Annotated in this window: 21 protein-coding genes; 15 read left to right on the top strand and 6 right to left on the bottom strand. The window is 60.4% G+C overall.

All coding sequences use genetic code 11. The features are described 5' to 3' along the window. On the bottom strand, positions 1–1,116 hold the full coding sequence (locus V6R85_RS11435) for an acetyl-CoA C-acyltransferase (protein WP_049832337.1): 1,116 nt from the start codon (positions 1,114–1,116) through the stop codon (positions 1–3). A gap of 230 nt (positions 1,117–1,346) precedes the next feature. Here V6R85_RS11435 and V6R85_RS11440 point away from each other — a divergent pair, with 230 nt between their 5' ends. From V6R85_RS11440 to panB, 8 genes are all read left to right on the top strand, one after another. Beyond that, positions 1,347–1,820, top strand: coding sequence for an Lrp/AsnC family transcriptional regulator (locus V6R85_RS11440; RefSeq protein WP_003500312.1), 474 nt, complete (start codon positions 1,347–1,349; stop codon positions 1,818–1,820). Between the two features lie 81 nt (positions 1,821–1,901). After that, positions 1,902–3,074, top strand: a complete 1,173-nt coding sequence (locus V6R85_RS11445; RefSeq protein WP_111833878.1) for an isovaleryl-CoA dehydrogenase — start codon at positions 1,902–1,904, stop codon at positions 3,072–3,074. Between the two features lie 8 nt (positions 3,075–3,082). Beyond that, positions 3,083–4,684, top strand: coding sequence for a carboxyl transferase domain-containing protein (locus tag V6R85_RS11450; RefSeq protein WP_111833879.1), 1,602 nt, complete (start codon positions 3,083–3,085; stop codon positions 4,682–4,684). Between the two features lie 7 nt (positions 4,685–4,691). Then, positions 4,692–6,683 (top strand): acetyl/propionyl/methylcrotonyl-CoA carboxylase subunit alpha, encoded by a 1,992-nt coding sequence (locus V6R85_RS11455; protein ID WP_111833880.1) that lies wholly within the window; start codon positions 4,692–4,694, stop codon positions 6,681–6,683. Between the two features lies 1 nt (position 6,684). Continuing rightward, positions 6,685–7,596: a hydroxymethylglutaryl-CoA lyase gene (locus tag V6R85_RS11460; protein WP_111833881.1), complete on the top strand. Its 912-nt coding sequence runs from the start codon at positions 6,685–6,687 to the stop codon at positions 7,594–7,596. A gap of 5 nt (positions 7,597–7,601) precedes the next feature. Then, positions 7,602–8,372 carry an enoyl-CoA hydratase-related protein gene (locus V6R85_RS11465; RefSeq protein WP_111833882.1) on the top strand — a complete coding sequence of 257 codons (771 nt, stop codon included), beginning with the start codon at positions 7,602–7,604 and terminating at the stop codon, positions 8,370–8,372. 151 nt (positions 8,373–8,523) lie between these two features. Further along, a complete protein-coding gene (gene panC / locus V6R85_RS11470; RefSeq protein ID WP_060724892.1) occupies positions 8,524–9,402 on the top strand; it encodes a pantoate--beta-alanine ligase in 879 nt (292 codons plus the stop codon). Further along, complete coding sequence (gene panB / locus V6R85_RS11475; protein ID WP_111833883.1) at positions 9,399–10,238, top strand: 3-methyl-2-oxobutanoate hydroxymethyltransferase; 840 nt, start codon at positions 9,399–9,401, stop codon at positions 10,236–10,238. The genes panC and panB overlap by 4 nt, the downstream gene beginning before the upstream one ends. Positions 10,239–10,396: 158 nt before the next feature. Here the strand turns inward: panB and rhaI are convergent, their stop codons facing one another. Then, a complete protein-coding gene (gene rhaI / locus V6R85_RS11480; RefSeq protein WP_111833930.1) occupies positions 10,397–11,689 on the bottom strand; it encodes an L-rhamnose catabolism isomerase in 1,293 nt (430 codons plus the stop codon). Positions 11,690–11,877: 188 nt separating this feature from the next. After that, on the bottom strand, positions 11,878–13,974 hold the full coding sequence (locus V6R85_RS11485) for a bifunctional rhamnulose-1-phosphate aldolase/short-chain dehydrogenase (protein ID WP_111833884.1): 2,097 nt from the start codon (positions 13,972–13,974) through the stop codon (positions 11,878–11,880). Between the two features lie 200 nt (positions 13,975–14,174). Between V6R85_RS11485 and V6R85_RS11490 the strand changes: the two genes are divergently transcribed. The 7 genes from V6R85_RS11490 to V6R85_RS11520 all read left to right on the top strand — a co-directional run bounded on the left by V6R85_RS11490 (position 14,175) and on the right by V6R85_RS11520 (position 21,536). Continuing rightward, positions 14,175–15,005, top strand: a complete 831-nt coding sequence (locus V6R85_RS11490) for a DeoR/GlpR family DNA-binding transcription regulator (RefSeq protein ID WP_003507004.1) — start codon at positions 14,175–14,177, stop codon at positions 15,003–15,005. A 47-nt stretch (positions 15,006–15,052) separates the two neighbouring features. After that, positions 15,053–16,063, top strand: coding sequence for a rhamnose ABC transporter substrate-binding protein (gene rhaS, locus V6R85_RS11495; protein ID WP_003507005.1), 1,011 nt, complete (start codon positions 15,053–15,055; stop codon positions 16,061–16,063). A gap of 209 nt (positions 16,064–16,272) precedes the next feature. After that, complete coding sequence (locus tag V6R85_RS11500; RefSeq protein WP_162695478.1) at positions 16,273–17,808, top strand: sugar ABC transporter ATP-binding protein; 1,536 nt, start codon at positions 16,273–16,275, stop codon at positions 17,806–17,808. Between the two features lie 13 nt (positions 17,809–17,821). Further along, positions 17,822–18,823: an ABC transporter permease gene (locus tag V6R85_RS11505; protein WP_003507007.1), complete on the top strand. Its 1,002-nt coding sequence runs from the start codon at positions 17,822–17,824 to the stop codon at positions 18,821–18,823. Continuing rightward, positions 18,820–19,830 (top strand): ABC transporter permease, encoded by a 1,011-nt coding sequence (locus V6R85_RS11510; RefSeq protein ID WP_003507008.1) that lies wholly within the window; start codon positions 18,820–18,822, stop codon positions 19,828–19,830. The genes V6R85_RS11505 and V6R85_RS11510 overlap by 4 nt, the downstream gene beginning before the upstream one ends. Positions 19,831–19,833: 3 nt before the next feature. Beyond that, positions 19,834–20,157 (top strand): L-rhamnose mutarotase, encoded by a 324-nt coding sequence (gene rhaM / locus V6R85_RS11515; protein WP_060724897.1) that lies wholly within the window; start codon positions 19,834–19,836, stop codon positions 20,155–20,157. Further along, complete coding sequence (locus V6R85_RS11520; RefSeq protein WP_111833885.1) at positions 20,154–21,536, top strand: FGGY-family carbohydrate kinase; 1,383 nt, start codon at positions 20,154–20,156, stop codon at positions 21,534–21,536. Before rhaM ends, V6R85_RS11520 begins: the two co-directional genes overlap by 4 nt. A gap of 55 nt (positions 21,537–21,591) precedes the next feature. Here V6R85_RS11520 and V6R85_RS11525 read toward each other — a convergent pair whose 3' ends face one another. The 3 genes from V6R85_RS11525 to V6R85_RS11535 all read right to left on the bottom strand — a co-directional run bounded on the left by V6R85_RS11525 (position 21,592) and on the right by V6R85_RS11535 (position 25,461). Next, positions 21,592–22,428 carry an alpha/beta fold hydrolase gene (locus tag V6R85_RS11525; RefSeq protein ID WP_003507013.1) on the bottom strand — a complete coding sequence of 279 codons (837 nt, stop codon included), beginning with the start codon at positions 22,426–22,428 and terminating at the stop codon, positions 21,592–21,594. A gap of 253 nt (positions 22,429–22,681) precedes the next feature. Then, positions 22,682–23,377 (bottom strand): FkbM family methyltransferase, encoded by a 696-nt coding sequence (locus V6R85_RS11530; protein WP_111833886.1) that lies wholly within the window; start codon positions 23,375–23,377, stop codon positions 22,682–22,684. A 161-nt stretch (positions 23,378–23,538) separates the two neighbouring features. Beyond that, positions 23,539–25,461, bottom strand: coding sequence for a putative bifunctional diguanylate cyclase/phosphodiesterase (locus V6R85_RS11535; RefSeq protein WP_223564893.1), 1,923 nt, complete (start codon positions 25,459–25,461; stop codon positions 23,539–23,541). Positions 25,462–25,477 lie beyond the last annotated feature (16 nt).

The raw sequence follows: 25,477 nt of genomic DNA on the forward strand, positions 1-25,477 counted from the left end.
TCAATGTAGCTCGATACCGAGCGCGGTCGCTTCGCCGCCGCCGATGCAGACGGCGGCCACGCCGCGCTTCAGCCCGTGACGCTGCAAGGCGGACAGCAAGGTGACGACGATGCGTGCACCCGAAGCCCCGATGGGATGGCCGAGCGCACAGGCGCCGCCATGCACATTCACCTTCTCATGCGGCAGATCGAGATCGCGCATCGCCGCCATCGCGACTACGGCAAAGGCCTCGTTGATTTCGAACAGATCGACATCCTTCGCCGCCCATCCGGTTTTTTCGAACAGCTTTTTCATCGCGCCGATGGGAGCCGTCGGAAATTTTGCAGGCGCATCCGCATGGGAGGTCTGGCCGATGATCGTTGCCAGAGGTGAAAGACACCGCCTTTCCGCTTCCGATCTGCGCATGAGAACAAGAGCGGCCGCGCCATCCGAAATGGAGCTGGAATTGGCCGCCGTCACCGTTCCACCATCGCGAAAGGCGGGCTTCAGTTGTGGGATTTTTTCCGGGCGGGCCTTCCCCGGCTGCTCGTCTACGGCAACATCGCCGACAGAAATGATTTCCGCCTCGAAAGCCCCTTCCGCGATAGCGCGTCGGGCGCGTTCCAATGATGCCAACGCGTAATCATCCTGCATGGCGCGCGTGAACTGATAATCTTGCGCGCAATCTTCCGCGAAAGTGCCCATCAGCCGGCCCTTGTCATAAGCGTCTTCAAGGCCGTCGAGAAACATGTGGTCGGTGAGCTTGCCGTGGCCGAGACGATAGCCATTGCGGGCGCGATCCAGCAGATAGGGCGCGCTGCTCATGCTTTCCATGCCGCCCGCAAGCACGATGGAAGAGCTTCCCGCAGCAAGCTGGTCATGCGCCAGCATGATCGCCTTCATGCCCGAGCCGCACATCTTGTTGATGGTCGTCGCGCCAACCGAGTTGGGAATGCCGGCGGCAATGGCCGCCTGTCTGGCCGGAGCCTGCCCCTGTCCGGCCGAGAGCACGCAGCCCATCAGCACATCGTCGATATCAGCGGGTGAAATTGCGGCCCGTTCGACGGCCGCGCGGATCGCCGCCGCCCCGAGATCGGGCGCCGCTACCGATTTGAATTCGCCCTGGAACCCACCCATAGCAGTACGGGCGGCCCCGACGATAACGACAGGGTCATGCGCAGCCAAATTCACCTCCCTGGGCCATCCTCCCACAGAGAGAACGACCATCATCGCAATCTCCTCCAGACCGCGACTGATGTGAACGCTATCACTATCTCGAATTCATTTCAAAGCTATTTTGATTGACAGTTTTTTGATTGACGATATCTTTGATCCAACAATTAGTCATATCATAGAGCAAATGATCCATGATTGAGCTCGACAGTTTCGACCAGAAGATTCTCCATGTGCTCGGCGATGACGGGCGGGTGAGCTGGCGCGATCTGGCGGCCCGGATCGGCCTTTCCTTCACGCCGACGCTGCGCCGTGTCCGCAAGCTGGAAGAGGAAGGCATCATTCGCGGTTATACCGCCGTGTTCGATGAGAACCGGCTGCTCGGCAATATGGGCGTCTTCATTTCCGTCACGCTGGAACGGCAGATCAAGGAAGCGCTGACGACGTTCGAGCACCATGTCGCCTCCATTCCGGAAGTGGTGGGCGGCTACCAGACGAGCGGCAGTTCCGACTATCTCATTCATGCCATGGTGCGGGATCTACCGCATTATCAGCAGCTTCTGGATTTCCTGACCACGGTTCCCGGTGTGTCGCGCATCCAGTCCAATTTCGCCATCAAGACATTCGTTCGCCGTTCCGCCGCCTTCACCGGAGGTGACGCGCCATAAATGAGAGTTGCCAGCACGGAGGAGGTGCTGGCCGCTGACGAGAGGGACGGAGATAAACGGCCGTCCGGAGGAGGAGACGCGATGAGTTTGAACCTCGCCGCCATTTTCGACGCCGATCTCGGCCCGGAAATCGCAGCGCTGCGCGACAGCGTGAGAGCATTCGCCGACGATGAAATCGCCCCGCTAGCGGCGGAGATCGATCGCGACGACCAATTTCCAAGAAAGCTCTGGCCGCAGATGGGCGAACTGGGCCTGCACGGCATCACCGTTTCGGAGGAATTCGGCGGTGCTGACATGGGCTATCTCGCCCATTGCGTGGCAATGGAGGAGATAAGCCGGGCATCGGCTTCCATCGGCCTTTCCTATGGCGCGCATTCCAACCTGTGCATCAACCAGATTCATCGCTGGGGAACGGAAGAGCAAAAACGCCGATATCTGCCAAAGCTGGTTTCCGGCGAGCATGTCGGTTCGCTCGCGATGAGCGAGACGGAAGCCGGGTCGGATGTCGTCTCGATGCGGCTGAAGGCGGAACGCAGGGGCGACCGCTATCTCCTGAACGGCGCGAAGATGTGGATCACCAACGGCCACGAGGCCGATACGCTGGTTGTCTACGCCAAGACGGATATGTCCGCCGGCCCACGCGGCATCACGGCCTTTCTGATCGAGAAGGGCTTCAAGGGTTTTCGCCCCGCCCAGAAACTCGACAAGCTCGGCATGCGCGGTTCACCCACCTCGGAACTGGTTTTCGAGGATTGCGAGGTGCCCGAGGAAAACATCCTCGGGCGTCTCAATGACGGCGTGACGGTGCTGATGAGCGGGCTGGATTACGAGCGCGCCGTGCTGGCCGCCGGCCCTGTTGGCATCATGCAGGCGGCAATCGATCTGGTGTTGCCTTACGCCCGTGAGCGCAAGCAATTCGGCAAGCCGATCGGTGAATTCCAGCTGGTGCAGGGAAAGCTCGCCGATATCTATTCGGCCATGAACGCCTCCCGCGCCTATGTCTATGCCGTGGCACGCGCCTGCGACAATGGCCGCATCACGCGGCAGGATGCGGCAGGCGCGATTCTTTTTGCTGCCGAGCGGGCGACGCAGGTGGCGCTGGATGCGATCCAGCTTCTCGGCGGTTCCGGCTACGTCAATGAAAGCCCGGCCGGACGGCTGCTGCGCGACGCCAAGCTTTATGAAATCGGCGCGGGCACCAGCGAAATCCGCCGGATGCTGATCGGCCGCGAACTGGTCAAAGGCAACGGGTGAGGAACGCGATGAAGCTTACATCCAGTCTGAACCGCGATCCCACCTTCACCGCCAATACCGCGTTCATGTCTGGTCTGGTGGACGACCTGAGGCAGCACGTCGAAAAAATCACGCGGGGTGGCGGCGACAAGGCCCGCGAACGGCATCTGTCCCGTGGCAAATTGCTGGCGCGCGACCGGATCGAAGCGCTTCTCGATCCCGGCAGCCCATTTCTCGAATTCTCGCAATTCGCCGCTTACGAGGTCTATGACGAACCCGTTCCCGCCGCCGGGATCGTCACCGGCATTGGCCGGGTGTCGGGCCGTGAATGCGTCATCGTCGCCAATGATGCGACGGTGAAGGGCGGCACCTATTATCCGCTAACGGTCAAGAAACATCTGCGCGCGCAGGAAATCGCCGCTGAAAACCGCCTGCCCTGTATTTATCTGGTGGATTCCGGCGGTGCGAACCTGCCCAATCAGGACGAGGTATTTCCCGACCGCGATCATTTCGGCCGTATCTTTTACAATCAGGCCAATATGTCTGCGGAGGGCATCGCGCAGATCGCCGTGGTGATGGGCAGCTGCACGGCTGGCGGGGCCTATGTGCCCGCCATGAGCGACCAGTCCGTGATCGTCAAAAATCAGGGCACGATCTTTCTCGGCGGCCCGCCGCTGGTGAAGGCTGCAACTGGTGAAGTGGTGAGCGCGGAGGAACTGGGCGGCGCGGATGTGCATTCGCGGCAATCGGGCGTCACCGATCATTACGCCCATGACGACCGCCACGCGCTTTCACTGACCCGGCGGATCGTCTCCACGCTCAACCGCCGCAAACAGGTGGAGCTGGACATTCGCGAACCGATGGAGCCGCTTTATCCGCCGGATGAACTTTACGGCATCGTTCCCGCCGATACGCGAAAACCCTTCGAGGTCCGCGAGATCATCGCACGTCTGGCGGATGGTTCCGAATTCGACGAATTCAAGGCGCTTTACGGCACCACGCTGGTCTGCGGTTTCGCCCATATTCATGGCTATCCCGTAGGCATCATCGCCAATAATGGCATTCTCTTCTCGGAATCGGCGCTGAAGGGCGCACATTTCATCGAACTCTGCTGCCAGCGCGGTATTCCGCTGGTCTTCCTGCAGAACATCACCGGCTTCATGGTCGGCAAGGCCTATGAGGCCGGCGGCATCGCCAAGGATGGCGCAAAGCTTGTCACCGCCGTCGCATCGGCAAAAGTGCCGAAATTCACCGTCATCATCGGCGGCTCCTTCGGTGCGGGCAATTACGGCATGTGCGGTCGCGCCTATTCGCCCCGCTTTTTGTGGATGTGGCCCAACGCCCGCATTTCGGTCATGGGCGGCGAACAGGCGGCCTCTGTTCTGGCACAAATCCGCCGCGATGGTATCGAGGCCGATGGCCGCCACTGGTCGAAGGAAGGCGAAGAGGCGTTCAAGCAACCGATCCGGGAAAAATACGAGCGGGAAGGACATCCCTATTATGCCAGCGCGAGGCTGTGGGATGACGGCATCATCGATCCCAGGGATACCCGCCTCGTGCTTGGCCTCGGTCTCTCCGCCGCGCTCAACGCACCGATAGAACCCACCCGTTTCGGCATATTCAGGATGTGAGGCGACGATGTTCTCGAAAATACTGATCGCCAACAGGGGCGAAATCGCCTGCCGCATCATCCGCACCGCCGCCAAGATGGGCATACGCACCGTTGCCGTCTATTCGGATGCCGACCGTGACGCCATGCATGTGGCACTGGCCGACGAGGCAATCGCCATTGGCCCCGCGCCCGCACGTGCCTCCTATCTCGACGGCGAAAAAATCATCGCCGCCGCAAAAGCGACCGGCGCGGAAGCGGTCCATCCGGGTTATGGTTTCCTCTCGGAAAATGCCGGTTTCGCCGAAGCCTGTGCCGCCGCCGGTCTTGTTTTCATTGGCCCGCCGGCGGCAGCGATCCGCGCCATGGGCGGGAAAAGCGAGGCGAAAGCGCTGATGGCGAAGGCGGGCGTTCCCGTCGTTCCCGGCTTTCACGGTGAGGATCAGGCGGAAGAGCGGCTTCGCAGTGAAGCGGACGCCATAGGTTATCCCGTTCTGCTCAAGGCCTCGGCCGGCGGCGGCGGCAAGGGCATGCGCATCGTGCGGAAGAAACGCGAATTTGCGGCGGAACTTGCCGGCGCAAAACGCGAGGCGCTGGCCGCCTTCGGCAATGACCGCATGCTGATCGAAAAATATCTGGAGCGGCCGCGACATGTGGAAGTGCAGGTCTTTGCCGATGGCCACGGTAATTGTTTCTCACTTTTCGAGCGCGATTGCTCGATCCAGCGCAGGCACCAGAAGGTCATAGAGGAAGCCCCCGCCCCCGGCTTGCCCGATGCGCTCAGGCAACGCATGTATGAAGCGGCGGTCGCCGCCGCCCGCGCCATCGACTATCGCGGCGCGGGAACCGTGGAATTCCTGCTCGACCCTTCCGGCGAGTTCTATTTCATGGAAATGAATACAAGGCTTCAGGTCGAACATCCGGTGACGGAATATATTACCGGCCTGGATCTGGTCGAATGGCAGCTCCGTGTTGCGGATGGTGAGGCACTGCCGGAGGGCTGGGAGGATCTCAACATAAACGGCCACGCCATCGAGGCCCGGATTTATGCCGAAGACCCGGCGCACGATTTCCTGCCGTCGATCGGCACGGTCAGCCATCTCGTTTTTCCCGATCAAGGTCCTCACGTCAGGATAGACAGCGGCATCCGCGCCGGCGACGCCATTACCGTGCATTACGATCCGATGATCGCCAAGCTGATCGTCTGGGATCGTGACCGCCCATCGGCGGTGCGGCGTCTGCGGTTGGCGCTGGAAAATCTGGCGATCTGTGGCGTCGCCAGCAATGCCGCCTTTCTGACCCGGCTTGCGGGACTGGAGGCCTTCGCAAAAGCCGAACTCGATACGGGCTTCATAGCCCGCAGCGATGTCGTGCTTTTTGCCCCGGCCCCGAAGGATGGGAACGAGATAGCCACGGCCGCGCTTGGCCTGCTGCTCTCGCGGCAGAAAAACGGAAAGTCAGGTTCAGAGGCCGATCCCTATAGCCCGTGGAACACGGCAGCCGCCTTCCGCCTCAACGCGCCGTCGCGGGAAACGCTGTATTTCACCTTTGAGAACCAGCCGCTTAACGTCGGCGTCACGCATGAGGCGGACGGTTTGTCGCTTGCCATCGACGGGCGGACGATCAGCGCCCATGGCAGCCTCTCGGACGACGGCAAATTCCGTGCAACCATGGAAGACAGGAAAAGGCAGGGCCATTTTTTTGCAGAAGGCAGCAGTTACGCGCTTTTCCTGAATGGCGAGCATTATCGCATCGCCCAGCCTGATCCCGTCGATATCGAGGATTCCTCCACCCACACCGGCGGTCTGGAAGCACCCATGCCCGGCGTTATCCGTGCTTTGCTGAGCCGGAACGGTGCTGCGGTTGAAGCCGGCGAGGCGCTAGTGGTGATGGAGGCGATGAAAATGGAGCACACGATCCGTGCACCAGCGAAAGGCACGGTCACGGCCATCAATTGCGTCGAGGGCGATATGGTCGCGGCCGGTGCGGTGCTGGTGGATTTCGAACCGGAGGGGGCGTGAGATGAGCTGGCCCCAAACGGTAAAAATCGTCGAAGTGGGCGCGCGCGACGGCCTGCAGAACGAAAGCGCCGAGGTTCCAACCGCCATCAAGATCGAGCTGATCGAGCGGCTGGCCGCAGCCGGATTGACTGCGGTGGAAGCGGGCGCTTTCGTCTCGCCCAAAAAAGTGCCGCAAATGGCTGACTCGAAGGAGGTATTTCAGGGCCTCGAACGACGATCCGGCACCGCCTATCCGGTGCTCGTTCCCAATATGAAAGGTTTCGAGGCCGCCATTGAAGCCGGCGTGACGGAAATCGCCGTTTTTGTGTCCGCCTCCGAAGGCTTTAGCCAGCACAATATAGGCTGCTCGCGCGCCGAAAGCCTCGAGCGCCTGCGCGATGTCGCGGAGGCGGCGGGCGGGCGAAACATCCTCATACGCGGTTACGTTTCCTGCATTGCCGGCTGCCCCTATGACGGCGCGGTCGCGCCCGATGAGGTGGCGGCAATGGCCGAGGCGCTTATCGCGCTTGGCTGTTACGAAATCTCGCTCGGCGATACGATCGGCATCGGCACGGCCGCGCATATTCGCAAAATCATCGAACGGGTGTCGGCCAACATTCCGCGCAAAAAAATCGCCATGCATTTTCACGATACCTATGGCCAGGGCGTCGCCAATGTGCTGGCCTCGCTGGATGAAGGTATCTCCGTCTTCGACAGTTCCGTCGCCGGGCTGGGCGGCTGCCCCTTCGCGCCGGGCGCCAGCGGCAACGTCGCCACCGAAGACGTCGTTTATCTGCTGCAGGGGCTTGGCATTAAAACTGGTATCGACCTGATGGCAGTGGCGAAAACCGGCGACTGGATCAGCCTGCATCTCGGCAGACCGAATGCGGCCCGCGCCGGCAAGGCGCTGCTTGCGGCAAGACAGGAAGGGTGACGCGCATGGCGAATGAGCTGCTGAGCGAAAGGCGCAAGGACATTCTCTGGCTGACGCTCAACCGGCCGGAGGTACACAACGCGTTGAATGCTGCGATGACGGACGCCCTGGCGAAGGCCATCCGCGCGGCATCGAGTGATAGTGGCCTGCGCGCCGTGGTGATAACGGCCGCGGGAGACCGCAGTTTCTGCTCCGGGGCAGACCTCAAGGAAAGCGCCGGGGGTATGTTCCTCTCGCCTGATGGAACGAACCCCATTGCCGATGTGATGCGCGCCATCGAGGGCTGCAACAAGATCGTCATGGCCCGCATCAATGGCCAAGTTCTGGCCGGCGGGCTTGGCATCGTCGCCGCCTGTGATCTTGCCTATGCCGCCGCTCATGCCGAATTCGGTTTGCCGGAAGTGCGCGTTGGGCTTTTTCCGGCCATGGTGGCGGCGAAGCTTCTGGCGAAGATGCCACTGGGCCAGCTTCAGGAAATGGCCTATCTCGGCGTCGCGATCAGCGCTGCTGACGCGGAGCGTCTTGGCCTCGTCACTCGGGCCGTCCCGTCGGCCGAACTCGACGGCGTGGTTGTGGATGTTCTCGCCCGGCTGCGGCAGAATGCGCCGGGCGCGATCGCGGCCGGAAAGGCGGCATTGCTAGAGATGCGCGATATGTCGTCCGCCGAGCGGCTTGCCTTTGCCGAAAGCGTCATTGCCACGATCAGCGGCAGCAACGAGGCGCGGGAGGGGCGATTGGCCTTTGTCGAAAAAAGGAAGCCGCACTGGGTGGAGTGATCGCCGCCGCGCTGCCCGAGGACAGATTTTTTCGAAAGTCGTCCTGGGGTCAATCGATATAATCCCGATGCGTGCGTTGACCCCGTTGGGCAAATCGCGTTCTATCCAGCACCTTTCGCCGGACCGCGATTGGGGGAGCCGGAGGAGACCCATGCAGCTTGTAAAAACCGTCGCCGAATTGCGGGATGCCACCGCTGCCTTTCGCCGTGCGGGCAAAACCATCGGCTTCGTGCCGACCATGGGCTTTCTCCATATCGGTCATCTGACGCTCGTTGCCCAAGCCAAAGCGGAAAACGGCGTGACAGTGGTTTCGATCTTCGTCAACCCGCTTCAATTCGGCGCGAATGAGGATCTGGCCCGTTACCCGCGCGATCTCGCCCGCGACAGCGCATTGCTGGAAGAGGCTGATGTCGACATTCTTTTCGCGCCCGAAGTCTCCGAGATGTATCCGCGCCCGATGCAGACCGTCGTGGATGTGCCCGAACTGGGTAGCCAACTGGAAGGCGCGGTGCGGCCGGGGCATTTCGCCGGCGTCACGACCGTCGTGACCAAGCTTTTTAACCTCGTCCAGCCGGATGCCGCCTATTTCGGTGAGAAGGACTATCAGCAGGTGACACTGATCCGCCGCATGGTCGAGGACCTCGCCCAGCCGGTCAGGGTCGTGCCCGTCGCCACCGTGCGCGAGGCGGATGGGCTCGCCTGCTCCTCGCGTAACGTTTATCTAAACCCCGCAGAACGCGCCGCCGCCGTGATCGTGCCGCGCGCGCTGGACGAAGCTGAACGGCTTTATGCTGAAGGCTTCGACGACCCAGCCGCATTCGAGGCAGCCATAGAAAAACTCATCGCAGCCGAGCCGCTGGCCTCACCGGAAGTCGTCGCCGTGCGCGATCCCGATACGCTCGCCCCCATTGCTTCATTGCAGGCGGGGCCGGTGCTGGTGGCGCTGTTCGTCAGGGTCGGAAGTACACGGCTCCTCGACAACCGCGTCATCGGGCGCGTCAAGATCGATCAACGGGAGGCTGCCCAATGAGCGCCCATGGAAAACACAAGCGGCTGACAACAGCCTCCATCCGGCAGATGAAAGGCGAGGCGCGCATCGTCTGCCTGACCGCCTATACGACGCCGATTGCCCGCCTGCTCGATCCGCATTGCGACCTGCTGCTGGTTGGCGATTCAGTCGGCATGGTACTTTATGGCATGGACACGACGGTCGGCGTCACCCTGGATATGATGATCGCCCACGGCCGCGCCGTGATGCGTGGTGTCGAACACGCCTGCGTCATCGTCGATCTCCCCTTCGGGACCTATCAGGAATCAAAGGAACAGGCGTTCCGCAACGCCGTGCGGCTGATGCAGGAAACCGGCTGCGACGGCGTTAAGCTGGAGGGCGGCGAGGAGATGGCGGAGACCATCGCCTTTCTGGTGGCGCGCGGCATTCCCGTCTTCGGCCATGTCGGGCTGATGCCACAGCTGGTGCACACCGCCGGCGGCTTCCGCTCGCTCGGACATTCGGACGCGGAAACGCAGAAAATCTGGCGTGACGCGATTGCAGTCGATCAGGCCGGCGCCTTCGCCATCGTCGTGGAAGGCACCGTCGAGCCGCTGGCCCGGGAACTGACCGAAAAACTCGCCGCGCCGACGGTCGGCATCGGCGCATCTCCGGCCTGCGACGGGCAGGTGCTCGTTTCCGACGACATGCTCGGCCTTTTCACTGACTTCAAACCGAAATTCGTCAAGCGTTTCGCCGATCTAGGTTCGACCGTTTCGGAAGCGGCGGCAAGTTATGCAGATGAGGTGCGCTCCGGCGTGTTTCCGGGGCCGGAGCATACGTTTCAGGTTCGCAGGCAATCGCCTTCGCGCGATTGAAGGATCCGGACTGACTTGCTGGACAACGCCCTGACTAAAACTCGGTGTCATCCTCGGGTGAAGCCCGAGGATGACGGAGGAGAGGTTGAGGCGACGCTGTCAGCTCTCAGCGGTATATTCGGCCTGATCGCAGGCTTTGCATCCAGCAAAGCGAACGACTACACAATCCCGCCACTACCGCCAACCGAAGCCGGGCGCTCCGCCGCAACCTGCTTGCGATAACCACTCGCCCGATAGGTCGCCACCGGATCGATAGCGCCGCCCGCCAGCTGCCGGGCCTTGGCGAGGATCGGCTCCACATCGGTACGGTAAGCCCTTTTCAGCATATCTGATGCCATCAGCGCATCATTATCCTGCTGATAGCCATCGAGAGCCGCGCGATCCACCAGCAGCGCCTGCGCGTAAGCGCGGCGGATTTCGTTGGCGCTGGAAATCAGGCTTTCTATCGGGTCCGTCACATTGTGCGACTGGTCGATCATATGGGCGGGATGGAAACCCTTCACGCCGCGATATTCGGCATCCACCAGTTCGTTGAAAACGAGGAACAGGCGATATGGCTCGATTGAGCCGGCATCCAGATCGTCATCGCCGTATTTGCTATCGTTGAAGTGGAAACCACCGAGCTTGCCGAACTGGATGAGCCGGGCGACGATCATCTCGATATTGGTGTTCGGCGCATGGTGGCCGAGATCAACGAGGCAGAAGGCCTTTTCACCGAGCGTATTGGCGATCAGGTAATTGGTGCCCCAGTCCTGCACGACAGTGGAATAGAAAGCCGGCTCATACATCTTGTGTTCGGAAAAGATACGCCAGTCATCCGGCAGCGCCTTGTAGATATCGGCCATGGCCGCAAGATAACGCTCGAAACTTCTGGTGAAGTTGCTCTGGCCCGGGAAATTGGAGCCATCGCCCACCCAAACCGTCAGCGCCTTCGAGCCGATGGCGTTACCGATCTCGATACATTCGATGTTGTGCTCGACGGCCTGCCGGCGCGTCGCGGCATCCGTGTGGCTGAGCGAACCATATTTGTAGGAATGGCTCTGACCCGGCGCGTCCGAAAACGTGTTGGAATTCATGGCATCGAAGCCGAGACCCAGCGCAGCGGCATGGGCCTTCAAACGCTTCGGGTCCTGTTTGTCCCACGGAATGTGAAGGGAGACGTTCGGCGTCGCCCGTGTCAACTGGTTGATGACAGCGCAATCATCCAGCTTGTCGAAAATACCGCGCGGCTCGCCCGCGCCGGGAAAACGGGCAAAGCGGGTGCCGCCGGTGCCAACGCCCCAGGACGGCACGGCAACGAAAAACTCCGCGACCTTGGCCGTGACTGCGTCGATATCGATATTGCGACGGGCCAGCTGGTTGCCAAGCGCCTGATAATCGTCCTTCAGCGCGCCAGCGCGTTTTTCGTTTTCGGCCGCGATGATGTCGGCGGCGATTTTCGTCTCGGTCATCTCTTCCTCCCGGGAATCGGTCCAGTGCATGCTAGTTCATCGCGCTCACCTCCGTCATTCCGGCCTTGAGCCGGAATCCAGCCGACGCACGTCTGTGCGGCGGAGAGAGTCTTTTCAGCCCAAGGACTTGGGCTGGCTGGATTCCGGCTCAGGGCCGGAATGACGGAAGTGAGAACGTGCCGAACGTCCTACCGCGTAAAGCTCTGCGCGTTGCCGGCATCGACATTGATGATGTTGCCGGTCGACTTGGCGGAAGCATCGGACGCCAGGAAGTAGATCGCTTCGGCGATGTCTTCCGGGAACACATTGAGCTTCAGCATCGAGCGCTTGCGGTAATGCTCCTCCAGATCGGTCACCTCGATCTTGGACGAGGCCGCGCGCTGCTCGCGCCACTCTCCGTTCCAGATTTTCGAGCCACGCAGCACGGCATCGGGATTGACGGTGTTGACGCGAATACCCGCTTCCGCCCCTTCCAGCGCGAGGCAACGGGCCAGATGAATTTCCGCAGCCTTCGCCGTGCAATAAGCGGAAGCATTGGGCGAGGATGCAAGGCCGTTCTTGGACGCAACGAAAACGACGTTGCCTCCGAGGTTCTGACGCCGCAGCAGCCGGAATGCTTCCCGCGAAACGAGGAAATAGCCCGTGGCGAGAATGTCGATATTCTTGTTCCACATGGCAAGTGTCGTGTCTTCCACCGGAGCGGAAGAGGCAATGCCGGCATTGGAGACGAGAATATCCACGCCGCCGAATTCCACGCTCGCTTCCGCGAAGGCGGAAATCACGGCATCTTCCTTCGTCACGTCAAGCTTGACGGTACGCACCGCGTCAGTGCTGTAACGCTTGGCGAAATCGCCCTTGGCCGCATCCAGCGCCGCTTCGTCAATATCGGCGAGCACCACGCAGGCGCCCTCGCCCGCCAGGCGTTCGGCGGTTGCACGGCCGATGCCGCCGGCGCCACCGGTGACAAAAGCCACGCGACCGGCAAGGCTCTTCGGCTTCGGCATGCGCTGCAGCTTTGCCTCTTCCAACAGCCAATATTCGATATCAAAGGCTTCCTGCTCGGGAAGGCCCTGATAGTCGGACACGGTGGAAGCACCGCGCATGACGTTGATGGCGTTGACGTAGAATTCGCCGGCGATACGGGCCGTCGCCTTGTCCTTGGCGAACGACAGCATGCCGACACCGGGGATCAGGAAAATCACCGGGTTCGGGTCGCGCATATCAGGTGAATTGTCGTGGCGGCAGGCTTCGTAGTAGCGCGTATAATCGGCGCGGTAAGCCTCCAGCGCCTCGTCGAGACCCGCCATCAACGCGTCCACATCAGGATGTGCGGTATCGAGATCGAGGATCAGCGGGCGGATTTTCGTGCGCAGGAAATGGTCAGGGCAGGAGGTGCCGAGCGCGCCGAGCGGCTTCAAATCCTTGGAATTGACGAATTCGAGAACCGGATCCTGATCGTCGAAATGGCCGAGCTTGCGCTCCTCGCGGCCGATGCGGCCACGGATTTCCGGCATTAGTCGGGCAGCGATGGCGCGGCGCTCGGCAACGGGCAGACTTTTCGCCACAGCACCGCCGAAAATCGTCTTGCCTTCGGTCTGCGCCGTAAACCATTCGATCGCCTTGTTGATGATGGCGAGCGTCAGTTCGTAACACGCCTTGGCGTCATTATCCCAGGTGAACAGGCCATGGCTTTCCAGCACGACGCCCTTGGCCTGGGGATTGGCTTTTACGAAAGCCTCAAGGTCGAGGCCGAGCTGAAAGCCCGGACGGCGCCAGGGAAGCCAGCCAATGTCATCGCCGAAGATCTGCTGCGTCAGCTCTTTCGAGTTTTTGGAGGCGGCAATCGCGATGATCGCATCGGGGTGCATGTGGTCGACATGATCATAAGGTACGAAACCGTGCAGCGGCGTATCGATGGAGGCCGCGCGCGGATTGAGGTTGAAGGTGCAATGCGGCAGGAAGCCGACCATGCGATCCTCGTCCTCCACACCCTTGTAAATGCCCTTCAGCGCTTCCAGCTTATCGAGATAAAGCGTCGCAAAACCGTCGAGCTTGATGGTGCCGACATCGCCGCCGGAACCCTTCACCCACATGACACGGACCTTCTCGCCCGTCAGCGGATCGGTTTCGAGCACCTTTGCGGATGTGTTGCCGCCACCGTAATTGGTGATGCGCTTGTCCGCACCCAGCAGATTGGAGCGATAAAGCAGCTTGCCCGGCTCATCGAGCGTCTTGGCGTAAGCATCGTCCCAACGGCTTTCGAGAAGGCGGGATTTTCCCGTCATGTCTTCCTCCCAATATCTGTCTGCATTCGCGGAGCCGATACCGGCCCGCCTCCTTTGAGGACAGATATCGCGCATCCAAAAGCACAATGTCAATCAAAAACGATCATAAATTTTCATGTTGCAGTGCGATATTGATTAATTTGATCGTTCTTGATTGACAACGTAAAGAGATTGCGAATAATCACGATCAGGAGGACCCCATGCACGAACGCGAACGCCATCGCATCATCTTGAGCGCCACACAGGAAAAAGCTGTCGTGACGGTGCAGGATATTGCCGAACTGACGGATGCGTCGGAAGCGACGATCCGCAGGGATATCGCGTCGCTGCACGTTCAGGGCAAGTTGCGCCGCGTGCGTGGTGGAGCCGAAGCGGTACATCCGCCGCAGCTCGGCAATCTCGCGGCAAGGCCGTTCCGTGTGTCCGAATCGGTCAACATCGACAAAAAACGCGCAATTGCGCGCAAGGCGGTTGATCTCTGCAATGATGGCGATGCGATCATCCTGAATGGCGGCACGACGACATTCCAGATGGTGCATTACATGGCGGCGCGCCGTCTGCAGGTGATGACCAATTCCTTCGCGATTGCGGAACATCTGGTCAAGCATTCCAAATGCAATGTCAGTGTGCCGGGCGGCGCGATCTATCGCGACCAGAGCCTCATCCTGTCGCCATTCGAGAATGATGCGATCCGCAATTTTTATGCACGACGCATTTTTCTCGGCGCACAGGGCGTGGGTGCGCTCGGCATCATGGAGTCAGACGCACTGGTCATCCAGAGTGAGCAGAAGCTGATGCGACAGGCGGAAGAACTGATCGTGATGGTCGATTCTTCGAAATTCAGAAAACGATCCAGCCTCATTTTATGCCCGCTCGAAAACGTCTCGACCATCATTACCGATGACGGGATTTCCGATGAGGCGGCGAGGATGGTGGAAGATGCCGGCGTCGAATTGCTGATCGCCGGCGCGGTGAAGGATGGCAAGACAGCCACCCCATCGGATGAAGAGGATTCTTCTTCGGTCGCCTGAGGAGCACCGGAGGGAGGAAAAAGGTTCAAAACGGGAGGAAAAGGGACATGAAACTTACACGCAGAACATTGACGAGCGCTCTGGCGCTCAGCGCGGCGCTCTCCGTCGCAGGACTGGGCGGCGTTGCCCAGGCAGCCGATGTGAAGATCGCACTGGTGGTCAAATCGCTCGGCAACGGCTTTTTCGAAGCCGCCAACAAGGGCGCGCAGGAGGCCGCAAAAGACCTCGGCGGCGTCGAGATCATCTATACCGGCCCGACCAGCACCACGGCGGAAGGCCAGATCGAAGTCATCAATTCGCTGATCGCGCAGGGTGTCGACGCCATCGCCATTTCCGCCAATGACCCCGACGCCGTGGTTCCGGCGCTGAAAAAGGCGGCGCAGCGCGGCATCAAGGTCATTTCCTGGGATTCCGGCGTTGCACCTGAAGGCCGCATTCTCCAGCTCAACCCCTCGTCCAACGCACTGATCGGCAAGATGTGCCTGCAGCTTGCCGCATCACATTTGGAAGGCGGCAAGGGCGATTTCGCCATTCTTTCGGCCACCACCACCTCCACGAACCAGAATATCTGGATCGACGAGATGAAAAAGCAGCTGAAGGATTTCCCCGGCCTCAACCTCGTCACGACAGTTTACGGTGACGACCTTGCCGACAAGAGCTACCGCGAAGCGCAGGGCCTGCTTTCCTCGCAGCCGAATGTGAAGGTCATCGTCGCACCGACGACGGTTGGCGTTCTCGCCGCCTCGCAGGCTGTAAAGGATGCGGGCAAGATCGGTCAGGTCTTTGTGACCGGCCTTGGCCTGCCGTCCGAAATGGCCGGCGCCATCAAATCAGGCGCGACCAAGGAATTCGCCATCTGGAACCCGATCGACCTCGGTTACTCCGCCACCCAGATCGCCTATCGCCTCGTAAAGGGCGAAGCCGATGGCAAGCCGGGCTCGGAAATCGAAGCTGGCCGCATGGGCAAGATCAAGGTTGGCGAAAACAGCGAAGCTGCTATGGCCGATCCCTTCGTTTATGACGCGAAGAATATCGATCAGTTCTCGAAGATTTTTTGACCTGAGTAGCAGCTGACGGCGAGCGGAGGGCACCCCCCTCTGCCCTGCCGGGCATCTCCCCCTCAAGGGGGAGATCGATATGCCGCACCCGCCCGTTCCATAGGCAGGGTGTTATCCGCTTGCCGATCTCCCCCCTTGAGGGGGAGATGCCCGGCAGGGCAGAGGGGGGTGCCCCTTGCCGCTCCACTCAAAACTGACCGGTAAGACGGATGATGCGTGCTGAAACCAAAATCTTAGACGTTACCGAGGCTTCCAGCGTGACGCCCATTCTGGAAATGCGCGGCATCAGCCAGATATTCCCCGGCGTCAAAGCGCTGGATGGTGTCGATATCGCGCTTTATCCCGGCAAGGTCACCGCTCTGATCGGCGAGAACGGTGCTGGAAAATCCACGCTCGTCAAAATCCTCACCGGCATTTACCGTCCTAACGAGGGCGAAATCCTTCTCGATGGCCAGCCTGTCCATTTTCACAGCGCGCAAGACGCCATCGATGCCGGCGTGACCGCCATTCATCAGGAAACCGTTCTTTTTGATGAGCTTTCCGTCGGTGAGAACATCTTTCTCGGCCATGCGCCAAAGGGTCGTTTCGGCCTCATTGACTGGAAGACCATCAATGCCCGCGCAAAGGTTCTGCTGGAACAGCTCGAAAGCACCATCGATCCGACGATCCGGTTGAAGGACTTGTCCATTGCCCAGCGCCATCTCGTCGCCATCGCCCGCGCGCTGTCGGTCGAGGCGCGCATCGTCATCATGGACGAACCGACGGCTGCTCTTTCCCGCAAGGAAATCGACGATCTCTTCCGCATCGTTGAAAACCTGAAACGGCAGGGCAAGGCCATCCTATTCATCAGCCACAAGTTTGATGAAGTCTATGAAATTGCAGAAAACTATGCCGTGTTCCGCGACGGCAGGATGGTCGGTGCGGGCAATCTTGCGGCCACACCGCAGGACGAAATCGTACGGCTGATGGTCGGCCGCGACGTGACGAACGCTTTTCCCAAGCAGGCTGTCACCCTTGGTCCGACAGTTCTTTCGGTGCGCGATTATTCCCATCAGACGGAGTTCCGCGATATTTCGCTCGAGCTGCGCAAGGGCGAGATTCTCGGCCTTTACGGGCTGATCGGCGCCGGGCGCTCCGAACTTTGCCAGTCGCTTTTCGGCATTACCCGCCCCGCTTCGGGACAGGTGACACTGGAGGGCCAGCCGATTGCGATCCGCTCACCGGAAGATGCGATCCGCGCCGGCATCGTTTATGTGCCTGAAGAGCGCGGCCGCCACGGTCTCGCGCTCGAAATGCCGATTTACCAGAATATGTCGTTGCCCTCCCTCACGCGAACCTCGCGCAAGGGATTTCTGGCCGCGGCCAATGAATTCGCGCTGGCGCGCAAATATGCCTCGCGGCTCGATCTGCGCGCCGCCGCCCTCTCGGTGCCCGTCGGCACGCTTTCTGGCGGCAACCAGCAGAAGGTGGTGATCGGCAAATGGCTCGCCACCCAGCCAAAGGTCATCATTCTCGATGAACCCACCAAGGGCATCGACATCGGCTCCAAAGCCGCCGTGCATGGCTTCATCAGCGAGCTTGCCGCCGAGGGGCTCTCCATCATCATGATTTCATCCGAACTTCCCGAAATCCTCGGCATGTCCGACCGCGCCATCGTGATGCGCGAAGGCCTGATGGCGGGCCAGTTCGAACGCGCCGATTTTTCTCCGGAAAAGCTGGTGCGCGCCGCCACCGGCAATGCCTGAGAGGGGCAAAACCATGCAACGTCTACTCAAAAATCGCGAATGGCTGCTGGCGGGTATCATCCTCATCATGATCGCCGGTTTTGCGCTGCGCGCGCCCGGTTTCGGCCGGCCGGCCAATCTCGTCAATATCTTCAACGATACTTCCATCCTTATCATTCTGGCGCTGGGCCAGATGGCGGTCATTCTCACCAAATCCATCGATCTCTCCGTTGCCGCCAATCTCGCCTTTACCGGCATGGCGGTGGCGATGACCAATGCCGCCTTTCCGGGCATTCCGCTGCCGCTTCTCATCGTCATGGCGGTCGGCATCGGCGCTTTTCTCGGTTCGCTTAACGGCGTACTGGTCTGGTGGCTCGGCATCCCGCCCATCGTCGTCACGCTCGGCACGCTTACCATCTATCGCGGCATGGCATTCGTGCTGTCGGGCGGCGGCTGGGTGAATGCGCACCAGCTTTCGCCGACCTTCCTCAATGTGCCGCGCACCATGATCCTCGGCATGCCTGTCCTTTCCTGGGTGGCGATCCTCATCATCGCTGGCGCCTGGCTGGTGCTCAGCCGCACCTCCTTTGGCCGCTCGGCCTATGCGTCGGGCGGTAATCCGAGCGCGGCCGTCTATGCGGGCATCGATGTGGGCCGCACGCGCTTCTTCGCCTTCGTGCTGTCAGGCGCACTTGCCGGCCTCGCCAGCTATCTCTGGGTATCGCGTTATGCGGTTGCCTATGTCGACATCGCCGCCGGTTTCGAGCTGGATAGCGTGGCGGCGAATGTGATCGGCGGCATCTCGATTGCCGGCGGCATCGGCTCGGTGGCAGGTGCAGTGCTCGGCGCGCTGTTCCTCGGCGTCATCAAGAACGCCCTGCCCGTCATCGGCATCTCGCCCTTCGCGCAGATGGCGATTTCCGGCGTAGTGATCGTGCTCGCCGTCGTCTTCAACGCCCGCGCCGAAGCCAGAAAAGGCCGCATCATCCTGCGTGACCGAGCCGCAGCCGATCAGGCCAAGGAGGCCGCAGCATGAGCACGCCATCTCAACCGACGCAGAACGCGCGCATCATTCCAGACAAGCTCGGCACGCCACTACGCCGCATCATGGCCAGTTGGGAAGTGCTGCTGCTTGGCGTTGCGATCCTCATCTTTATCGCGAATTCGCTGGCCTCGCCCTATTTCCTCAATGCCTGGAACCTGTCGGACGCGACCTTCAATTTCACCGAAAAGGCGATTATCGCCTTTGCGATGGCGCTGCTGATCATCGCCGGCGAAATCGATCTTTCCGTCGCCGCCATCATTGCGCTCGCCTCCACCGCCATGGGCGCTGCGGTGCAGATGGGCATCGGCACGCCGGGCCTCGTCGCCATCGGCATCGGCACCGGGCTTTTATGCGGGGCATTTAACGGTTTTCTGGTCGCAGGGCTGAAACTGCCTTCCATTGTCGTCACCATCGGCACGATGAGCCTGTTTCGCGGCATTTCCTACATGGTGCTGGGCGATCAGGCCTATGGCAAATACCCGGCCGATTTCGCCTATTTCGGTCAGGGTTACGTCATCTCCGTCATTTCCTTCGAATTCGTGCTGTTTATCGTCATGGCAATCCTCTTCGCCATCCTGCTGCACGCCACCAATTTCGGCCGGCAGGTCTATGTGATCGGCAACAACCCGTTCGCCGCCCGTTTCTCCGGCATTCCCGTTGAACGCGTGAAGTTCATCCTGTTCCTGCTCACCGGCCTGATGAGCGGCATCGCCGCCGTCTGCCTCACCTCGCGCCTCGGCTCCACCCGCCCGTCGATCGCTCAAGGGTGGGAGCTTGAGGTGGTGACCATGGTGGTGCTGGGCGGCGTTTCCATTCTCGGCGGTTCCGGCACCATCGCAGGTGTGGTCATCGCGGCCTTCGTCATGGGCCTCGTCACCTTTGGGCTTGGGTTGCTCAATGTGCCTGGTATCGTCATGTCGATCTTCGTCGGCCTGCTTTTGATCATCACCATCGCCATCCCCATCGTTGTGCGCCGCCTTCGGGCCATGAGAGGCTGAGCCATGCCGGAATTCGAAAAACACGCCTTCAGGATGAAACTCTTTGCCGGAAAAGAGGCCGAATATAAAAAGCGCCATGACGAGATATGGCCGGAACTGGTGGCGCTGCTGCATGAGGCGGGCGTCAGCGATTATTCCATCCATCTCGACCCGGAAACCAACATCCTTTTCGGCGTGCTGACGCGGCCGAAGAACCACGGCATGGCGGCACTGCCCGACCATCCCGTGATGAAGAAGTGGTGGGCGCATATGGCTGACATCATGGAGAGTAATCCGGACAATTCGCCCATTGCGAAAGATCTGGTGACGGTGTTCCATCTGCCATGACCGACAGCATCAAACCGGGCCGTGTCGCGGTCATCGATATCGGCAAGACCAATGCCAAGGTCGTCGTCATCGACACCGGCAGCGGAGAGGAGATTGCTGCCGAGAAACAGGCGAACCCTGTCCTTCGCGATGGAATTTATCCGCATTACGATGTGGAAATGCTCTGGCGCTTCATTCTCTCCGCCCTTCAGCGGTTCGGCCAGCAGCACGGTTTCGATGCGATTTCCATCACCACCCATGGCGCTTCGGCAGCGCTTCTCGATGGGACCGGCGATCTCGCCATGCCCGTGCTCGATTATGAACACAGCTATCCCGCAGCCATTCAGGAAGCCTATCGCGGTATCAGGCCCGATTTTGCCGAGACCGGCTCACCGCAACTTCCCGCCGGGCTGAACCTTGGCGCGCAAATCCATTTCCAGAAAGAGGCCTTTCCGGACGATTTCTCCAGAGTGCGAAGTATCGTCACCTATGCGCAATATTGGGCGGGGCGGCTGACCGGCGTTCAGGCCACGGAAACGACTTCGCTCGGCTGCCATACGGATCTCTGGAACCCGCGGCGGAAGAATTTCTCCTCGCTCGTCGCGCGTCTCGGCATCGAGCAGCTGATGGCGCCGGTTCGCTCCGCTTTTGATGTGCTGGGAACAATCCGCCCATCGCTGGCAATGGAAACCGGCCTTTCGCCGCATATGCCGGTCTATTGTGGCATCCACGATTCCAACGCGTCGCTCCTGCCGCATCTTCTGCGCCGGGACGGTGATTTTTCGGTCGTCTCCACCGGCACCTGGGTGGTGAATTTCGCCATTGGCGGCGCGGCGGGTGCGCTCGATCCCACCCGTGACACACTCCTGAATGTCGATGCTTTCGGCCGTCCCGTTCCCTCCTCCCGCTTCATGGGCGGCAGGGAATATGAAATGCTCGCGCAGCAATTCGGGACAACGGAAGACGAAGCGATAGACGCGGCTCTCGGCGGCGTGGTTGACAGGGGCATGATGCTGCTGCCGAGCGTCGTCAGCGGCTCCGGCCCCTTTCCGGACAAGGCAGCGCACTGGATCGGCGATGAAAATGCCACGGCTGCGGAACGGCACGCGGCGACGTCGCTTTATCTTGCCCTGATGACGGAATTCAGCCTTTCGCTCATCGGGCGGAAAGGTCCAATCCTTGTGGAAGGCCCCTTCGCCAGCAACGCCTTTTATCTGAAGGCGCTGGCCGGCTTTGCAGAGACGGAAGTAACGGCAGTCGAAGGGTCTACCGGCACCAGCGCAGGCGCGGCCCTGCTCACCGGCATCAAACCGCTTTCTGGTCGCGAGCGCCATTTCACGCCGCACGATATTCCCGGCCTCACTTCTTACCGCAATGCCTGGCGAGGCCGTCTGGCCTGATGCGAAACAAAAAATGCGGCCGAATGATCGGCCGCATTATGATTTTGCAGAAGGATCAGCCCTTGATGAAGGCCAGGAGATCGGCGTTCAGCACATCGGCGTTGACGGTGAGCATGCCGTGCGAGAAACCGGGATAGGTCTTCAGCGTGCCGTTCTTCAGGAGCTTCACGGCCTTCAGTGCAGAGTCGGCAATCGGCACGATCTGGTCGTCTTCGCCATGCAGCACCAGCGTCGGAACGCTGATATTCTTCAGGTCTTCGGTCTGGTCGGTCTCCGAGAAGGCCTTGATGCCATCGTAATGGGCCTTTGCGCCGCCCATCATGCCCTGACGCCACCAGTTCTGGATAACGCCTTCATGAACGGTCGCACCATCGCGGTTGAAGCCGTAGAACGGGCCGGCTGGCACATCGCGGAAGAACTGCGCGCGGTTTGCGGCGAGCGAAGAACGGAAGCCGTCAAAAACCTCCATCGGCAGGCCTTCCGGATTGGCCTCGGTCTTCAGCATCAGCGGCGGCACGGCGGAAACGAGAACCGCCTTGGCGACACGGCCGGCGGGTTCGCCATGTTTGGCAACATAACGGGCAACTTCGCCACCGCCGGTGGAGTGGCCGATATGGACAGCATTCTTCAGATCGAGAGCTTCGACGACGGCAAAGGCGTCGGCGGCGTAGTGGTCCATATCGTGACCGTCGGCAACCTGGGCGGAACGGCCATGACCACGGCGGTCATGGGCGACGACGCGAAAACCCTTGGAAACGAAGAACAACATCTGCGCATCCCAGTCATCGGAGCTGAGCGGCCAGCCATGGTGGAACATGATCGGCTGAGCGTCCTTCGGGCCCCAGTCCTTGTAGAAGATTTCGGTTCCGTCTGTCGTCTTAACAAAGCCCATGATCGTTTCTCCTTCGGTTGCGTTGGCATCTCCGGTGCAGCCTGTTGTGCGCCGGTTTGATGGAGGGATGATGACGCAGGATAACGGTTGCGACAATTGCAACAATAATTGAGAATGAATTGCTGTTTATGAAATTATCTTTTCGAACCGCATACCATTCCGGCACACGCGTCGACCCGCTCCACGCCCTCATGCACGGGTAAGAACGAGATGACAGGCGGACGGTTCCTTGAATTCGACACGCCCCTCGGCCTCAGTCAACCTCGGGATCGTACTCTCTGGGGCTCTCGTCCTTCGAGAACAGGACGCAGGGCCCGCGTGAACCGCGCGGATCATAGGCATATCCCTTGGCGGTCAGGGCCTGCATGATATCGCGAACCCCGGCGAGACCGTAAAGATGGTCATGCAGCTCCACGAATATCCGCTCCACGCCGGTCAGATCGGCCCTGCCAAGCAGGTCGCGTTCCGCGCCCTCGATATCCATGACAAGCGCGGTAATGCCCCGGCTGGCGATAAATTCATCGATATTGGCGGAGGAGATTTCGATGCGCTTTTCATAGGGGCCCTGGTTTTCGTCCATGGACGACATCCAGAGATCCTTGCGAACGTAAAAAGAATAGGAGCTCGGCTCGTCGGCGGTAAGAAGTCCCTGCGACAACACGACATTGCCGCGGCAATTCGCCTTGATCACCCGCTCTGCCAGCGCCGCCGTGGAGGGGTTGGCCTCGAAAGCCCAGACGGAAACGTCCTCAATGCCAGCAATGATCGACGTGATGATCCCGATACCGGAGCCCAGCTCCAGCACACGATCGCCGGGCTTGATGGCTTTCAGGACGCTGCGGGCCTCTTTCGCCTCGTAGCTGCCGTCGGTCAGCGCCTGCCAGATGACGGGCGACACCTCGTCGGAAGAAAGAGGCAGGGCAACTCCATGCACGTCCAGTATTTCCATGTCTCAAGCCTTTTCGCAAAACCCGGCCGCTTCGTCGGAATGATCCCATATCGACCGGGAATGCTCTACAGCATCGTTGCGGCAACCGGTATCGGTTTTCGCAAGCAACAATATGACTTGGTAAAAATTCAAGATACGACCGCCGTCAAACAGACCCCGTCTCAGACGGAACTCCAGGCCACCAGCTCCTTGGCCGGCAATGGCCTGCTGATCAGATATCCCTGAACCTGATCGCATCCCAGACGCCTGACGCATTCATATTGCTCTTCCGTCTCGATACCTTCGGCAATCGTCGTCATCCGCAGACTGCGACCGACACCGACCACGAATTCCACGATCGCCAGCGCATCGCGGTCGCTGGTGATATCGCGCAGGAACGAGCGGTCGATCTTGATCTTGTCGAAGGGTACGCCGCGCAAGTTGGCGAGCGATGAATAGCCGGTGCCAAAATCATCCATGGCGATCTTGATGCCGACGGCCTTCAGCCGCGACAGCGTATTGATCGTCTGGTCGCTCTTGTTGAGCAGGATCGATTCGGTGATTTCAAGCTCGAGCCGGCTCGGCTCCAGCCCGCTTTTCTCAAGCGCGCCCATGACGTTCTGGATGAGACTGGTGCTGTGGAACTGAACCGGCGACAGATTGACGGCCACCTTCATGTCCTCGTCCCAGCCCATCGCCTCGCGGCAGGCGGTCTCCATCACCCATTTTCCGAGCGAATGGATGAGACCGGTTCTTTCCGCCACGGGAATGAAAACGCTGGGCGGCACATCGCCCCGCACCGGATGTTTCCAGCGCAGCAGCGCCTCGAATCCGCAGAGCTTGCGGGTCTGCGTCGCCACCTGCGGCTGGTAATAGACTTCCATCTCGTCGTTCTGCAGCGCGGTCTGCAGATCGGCCTCGAAGGATTTCTTCTCGGTCAGCTGTTTCTGCATGCGGACCTTGAAAACGCTCGCCCGGCCGGGGCCGATAGCCTTGGCCTCATAAAGCGCCAAGTCGGCACGCTTGAACAATTCATCCGCATCGACGGCGCCGTGCGAAATGGCGATGCCGATGCAGGTGCCAATTTTGACCTCCTGCTCACCCAGCTGGTAGGTGCGGCTGATCTGGTCGATGAGCTTGGTGGCAAGGCGGCGGGCGGCGTCCTCGTTCAGATCGTCGGAGACGACGGCGAATTCGTCGCCGCCCAGACGGCAGACCATGTCATAATCGCCGCCGATGGCCGAAAGGCGCTGCGCCACGGCCTGAAGCAGCGCATCGCCCGCATCATGGCCGAGCGTGTCGTTCACGTCCTTGAAGCCGTCGAGATCGAGGAGAAGGATGGCCGTCGTTCCCGTACCGCCGAAGGATCGGCGCAATCTCTCTATCAATTCCTGCCGGAACAGCGCACGGTTCGGCAGGCCCGTCAGCGCATCGTGATAGGCATCATGCTCGAGCCGGACATTCTTCGCCTGCAATTCCAGCGTGGCGGCGCGCAGATCGTCCGTCAGGCCGCGCATGCTTTTCTGCGCGCGGTTCAGGAGGTCGTTCTGGCGAAGCAGCAATATGACAAGTGCTATACCGCACAGGATGAGGCCGCCTGCCAGCGCGGTGTAAACGATATGCAGCTTGCGCACATCCTCATGGGCCGTATCGATGAGATTGACGTCATAAGCGACGGAAGACGAGGCCAGCGTCGTCATCGGCGCGTCAAGTGCGCTCATTGCCGAAAGCAGATCCGGCACATCGGCCGGATTAAGGTTGTTCACCTGCTGCTCCAGACGGGCCAGAACGGCATCAAGACGGGTCACTAGATCCCGCCACTGCTGCTTTTCGTCGATGAAGGCGCCCAGATTGCCCTGCTTCAGAAGCTCAAGGCGGCTCAGCATGATGTCCAGACGCAGTTGCAACTCGTCCCGGTCGATCTTGCCGGGATTGAGCGCAAAGACGGCCAGCTTGTTCTGGAGGCGCAGATATTCGGCTACGGTCTGGCTGACGGCCCAGGAATCATTGTAGCGGGCGAATTTCTGCAGAGCGGTCTGCCGCTCGGCAATGACGAAAGCGATATAGCCCGTTGCCAGGACGAAGCAACAGATGATCACCGCCACAAGTTTTCGCAAACGG

The organism is Agrobacterium sp. CCNWLW32, assembly GCF_037083425.1.
GTDB lineage: Bacteria > Pseudomonadota > Alphaproteobacteria > Rhizobiales > Rhizobiaceae > Agrobacterium > Agrobacterium radiobacter.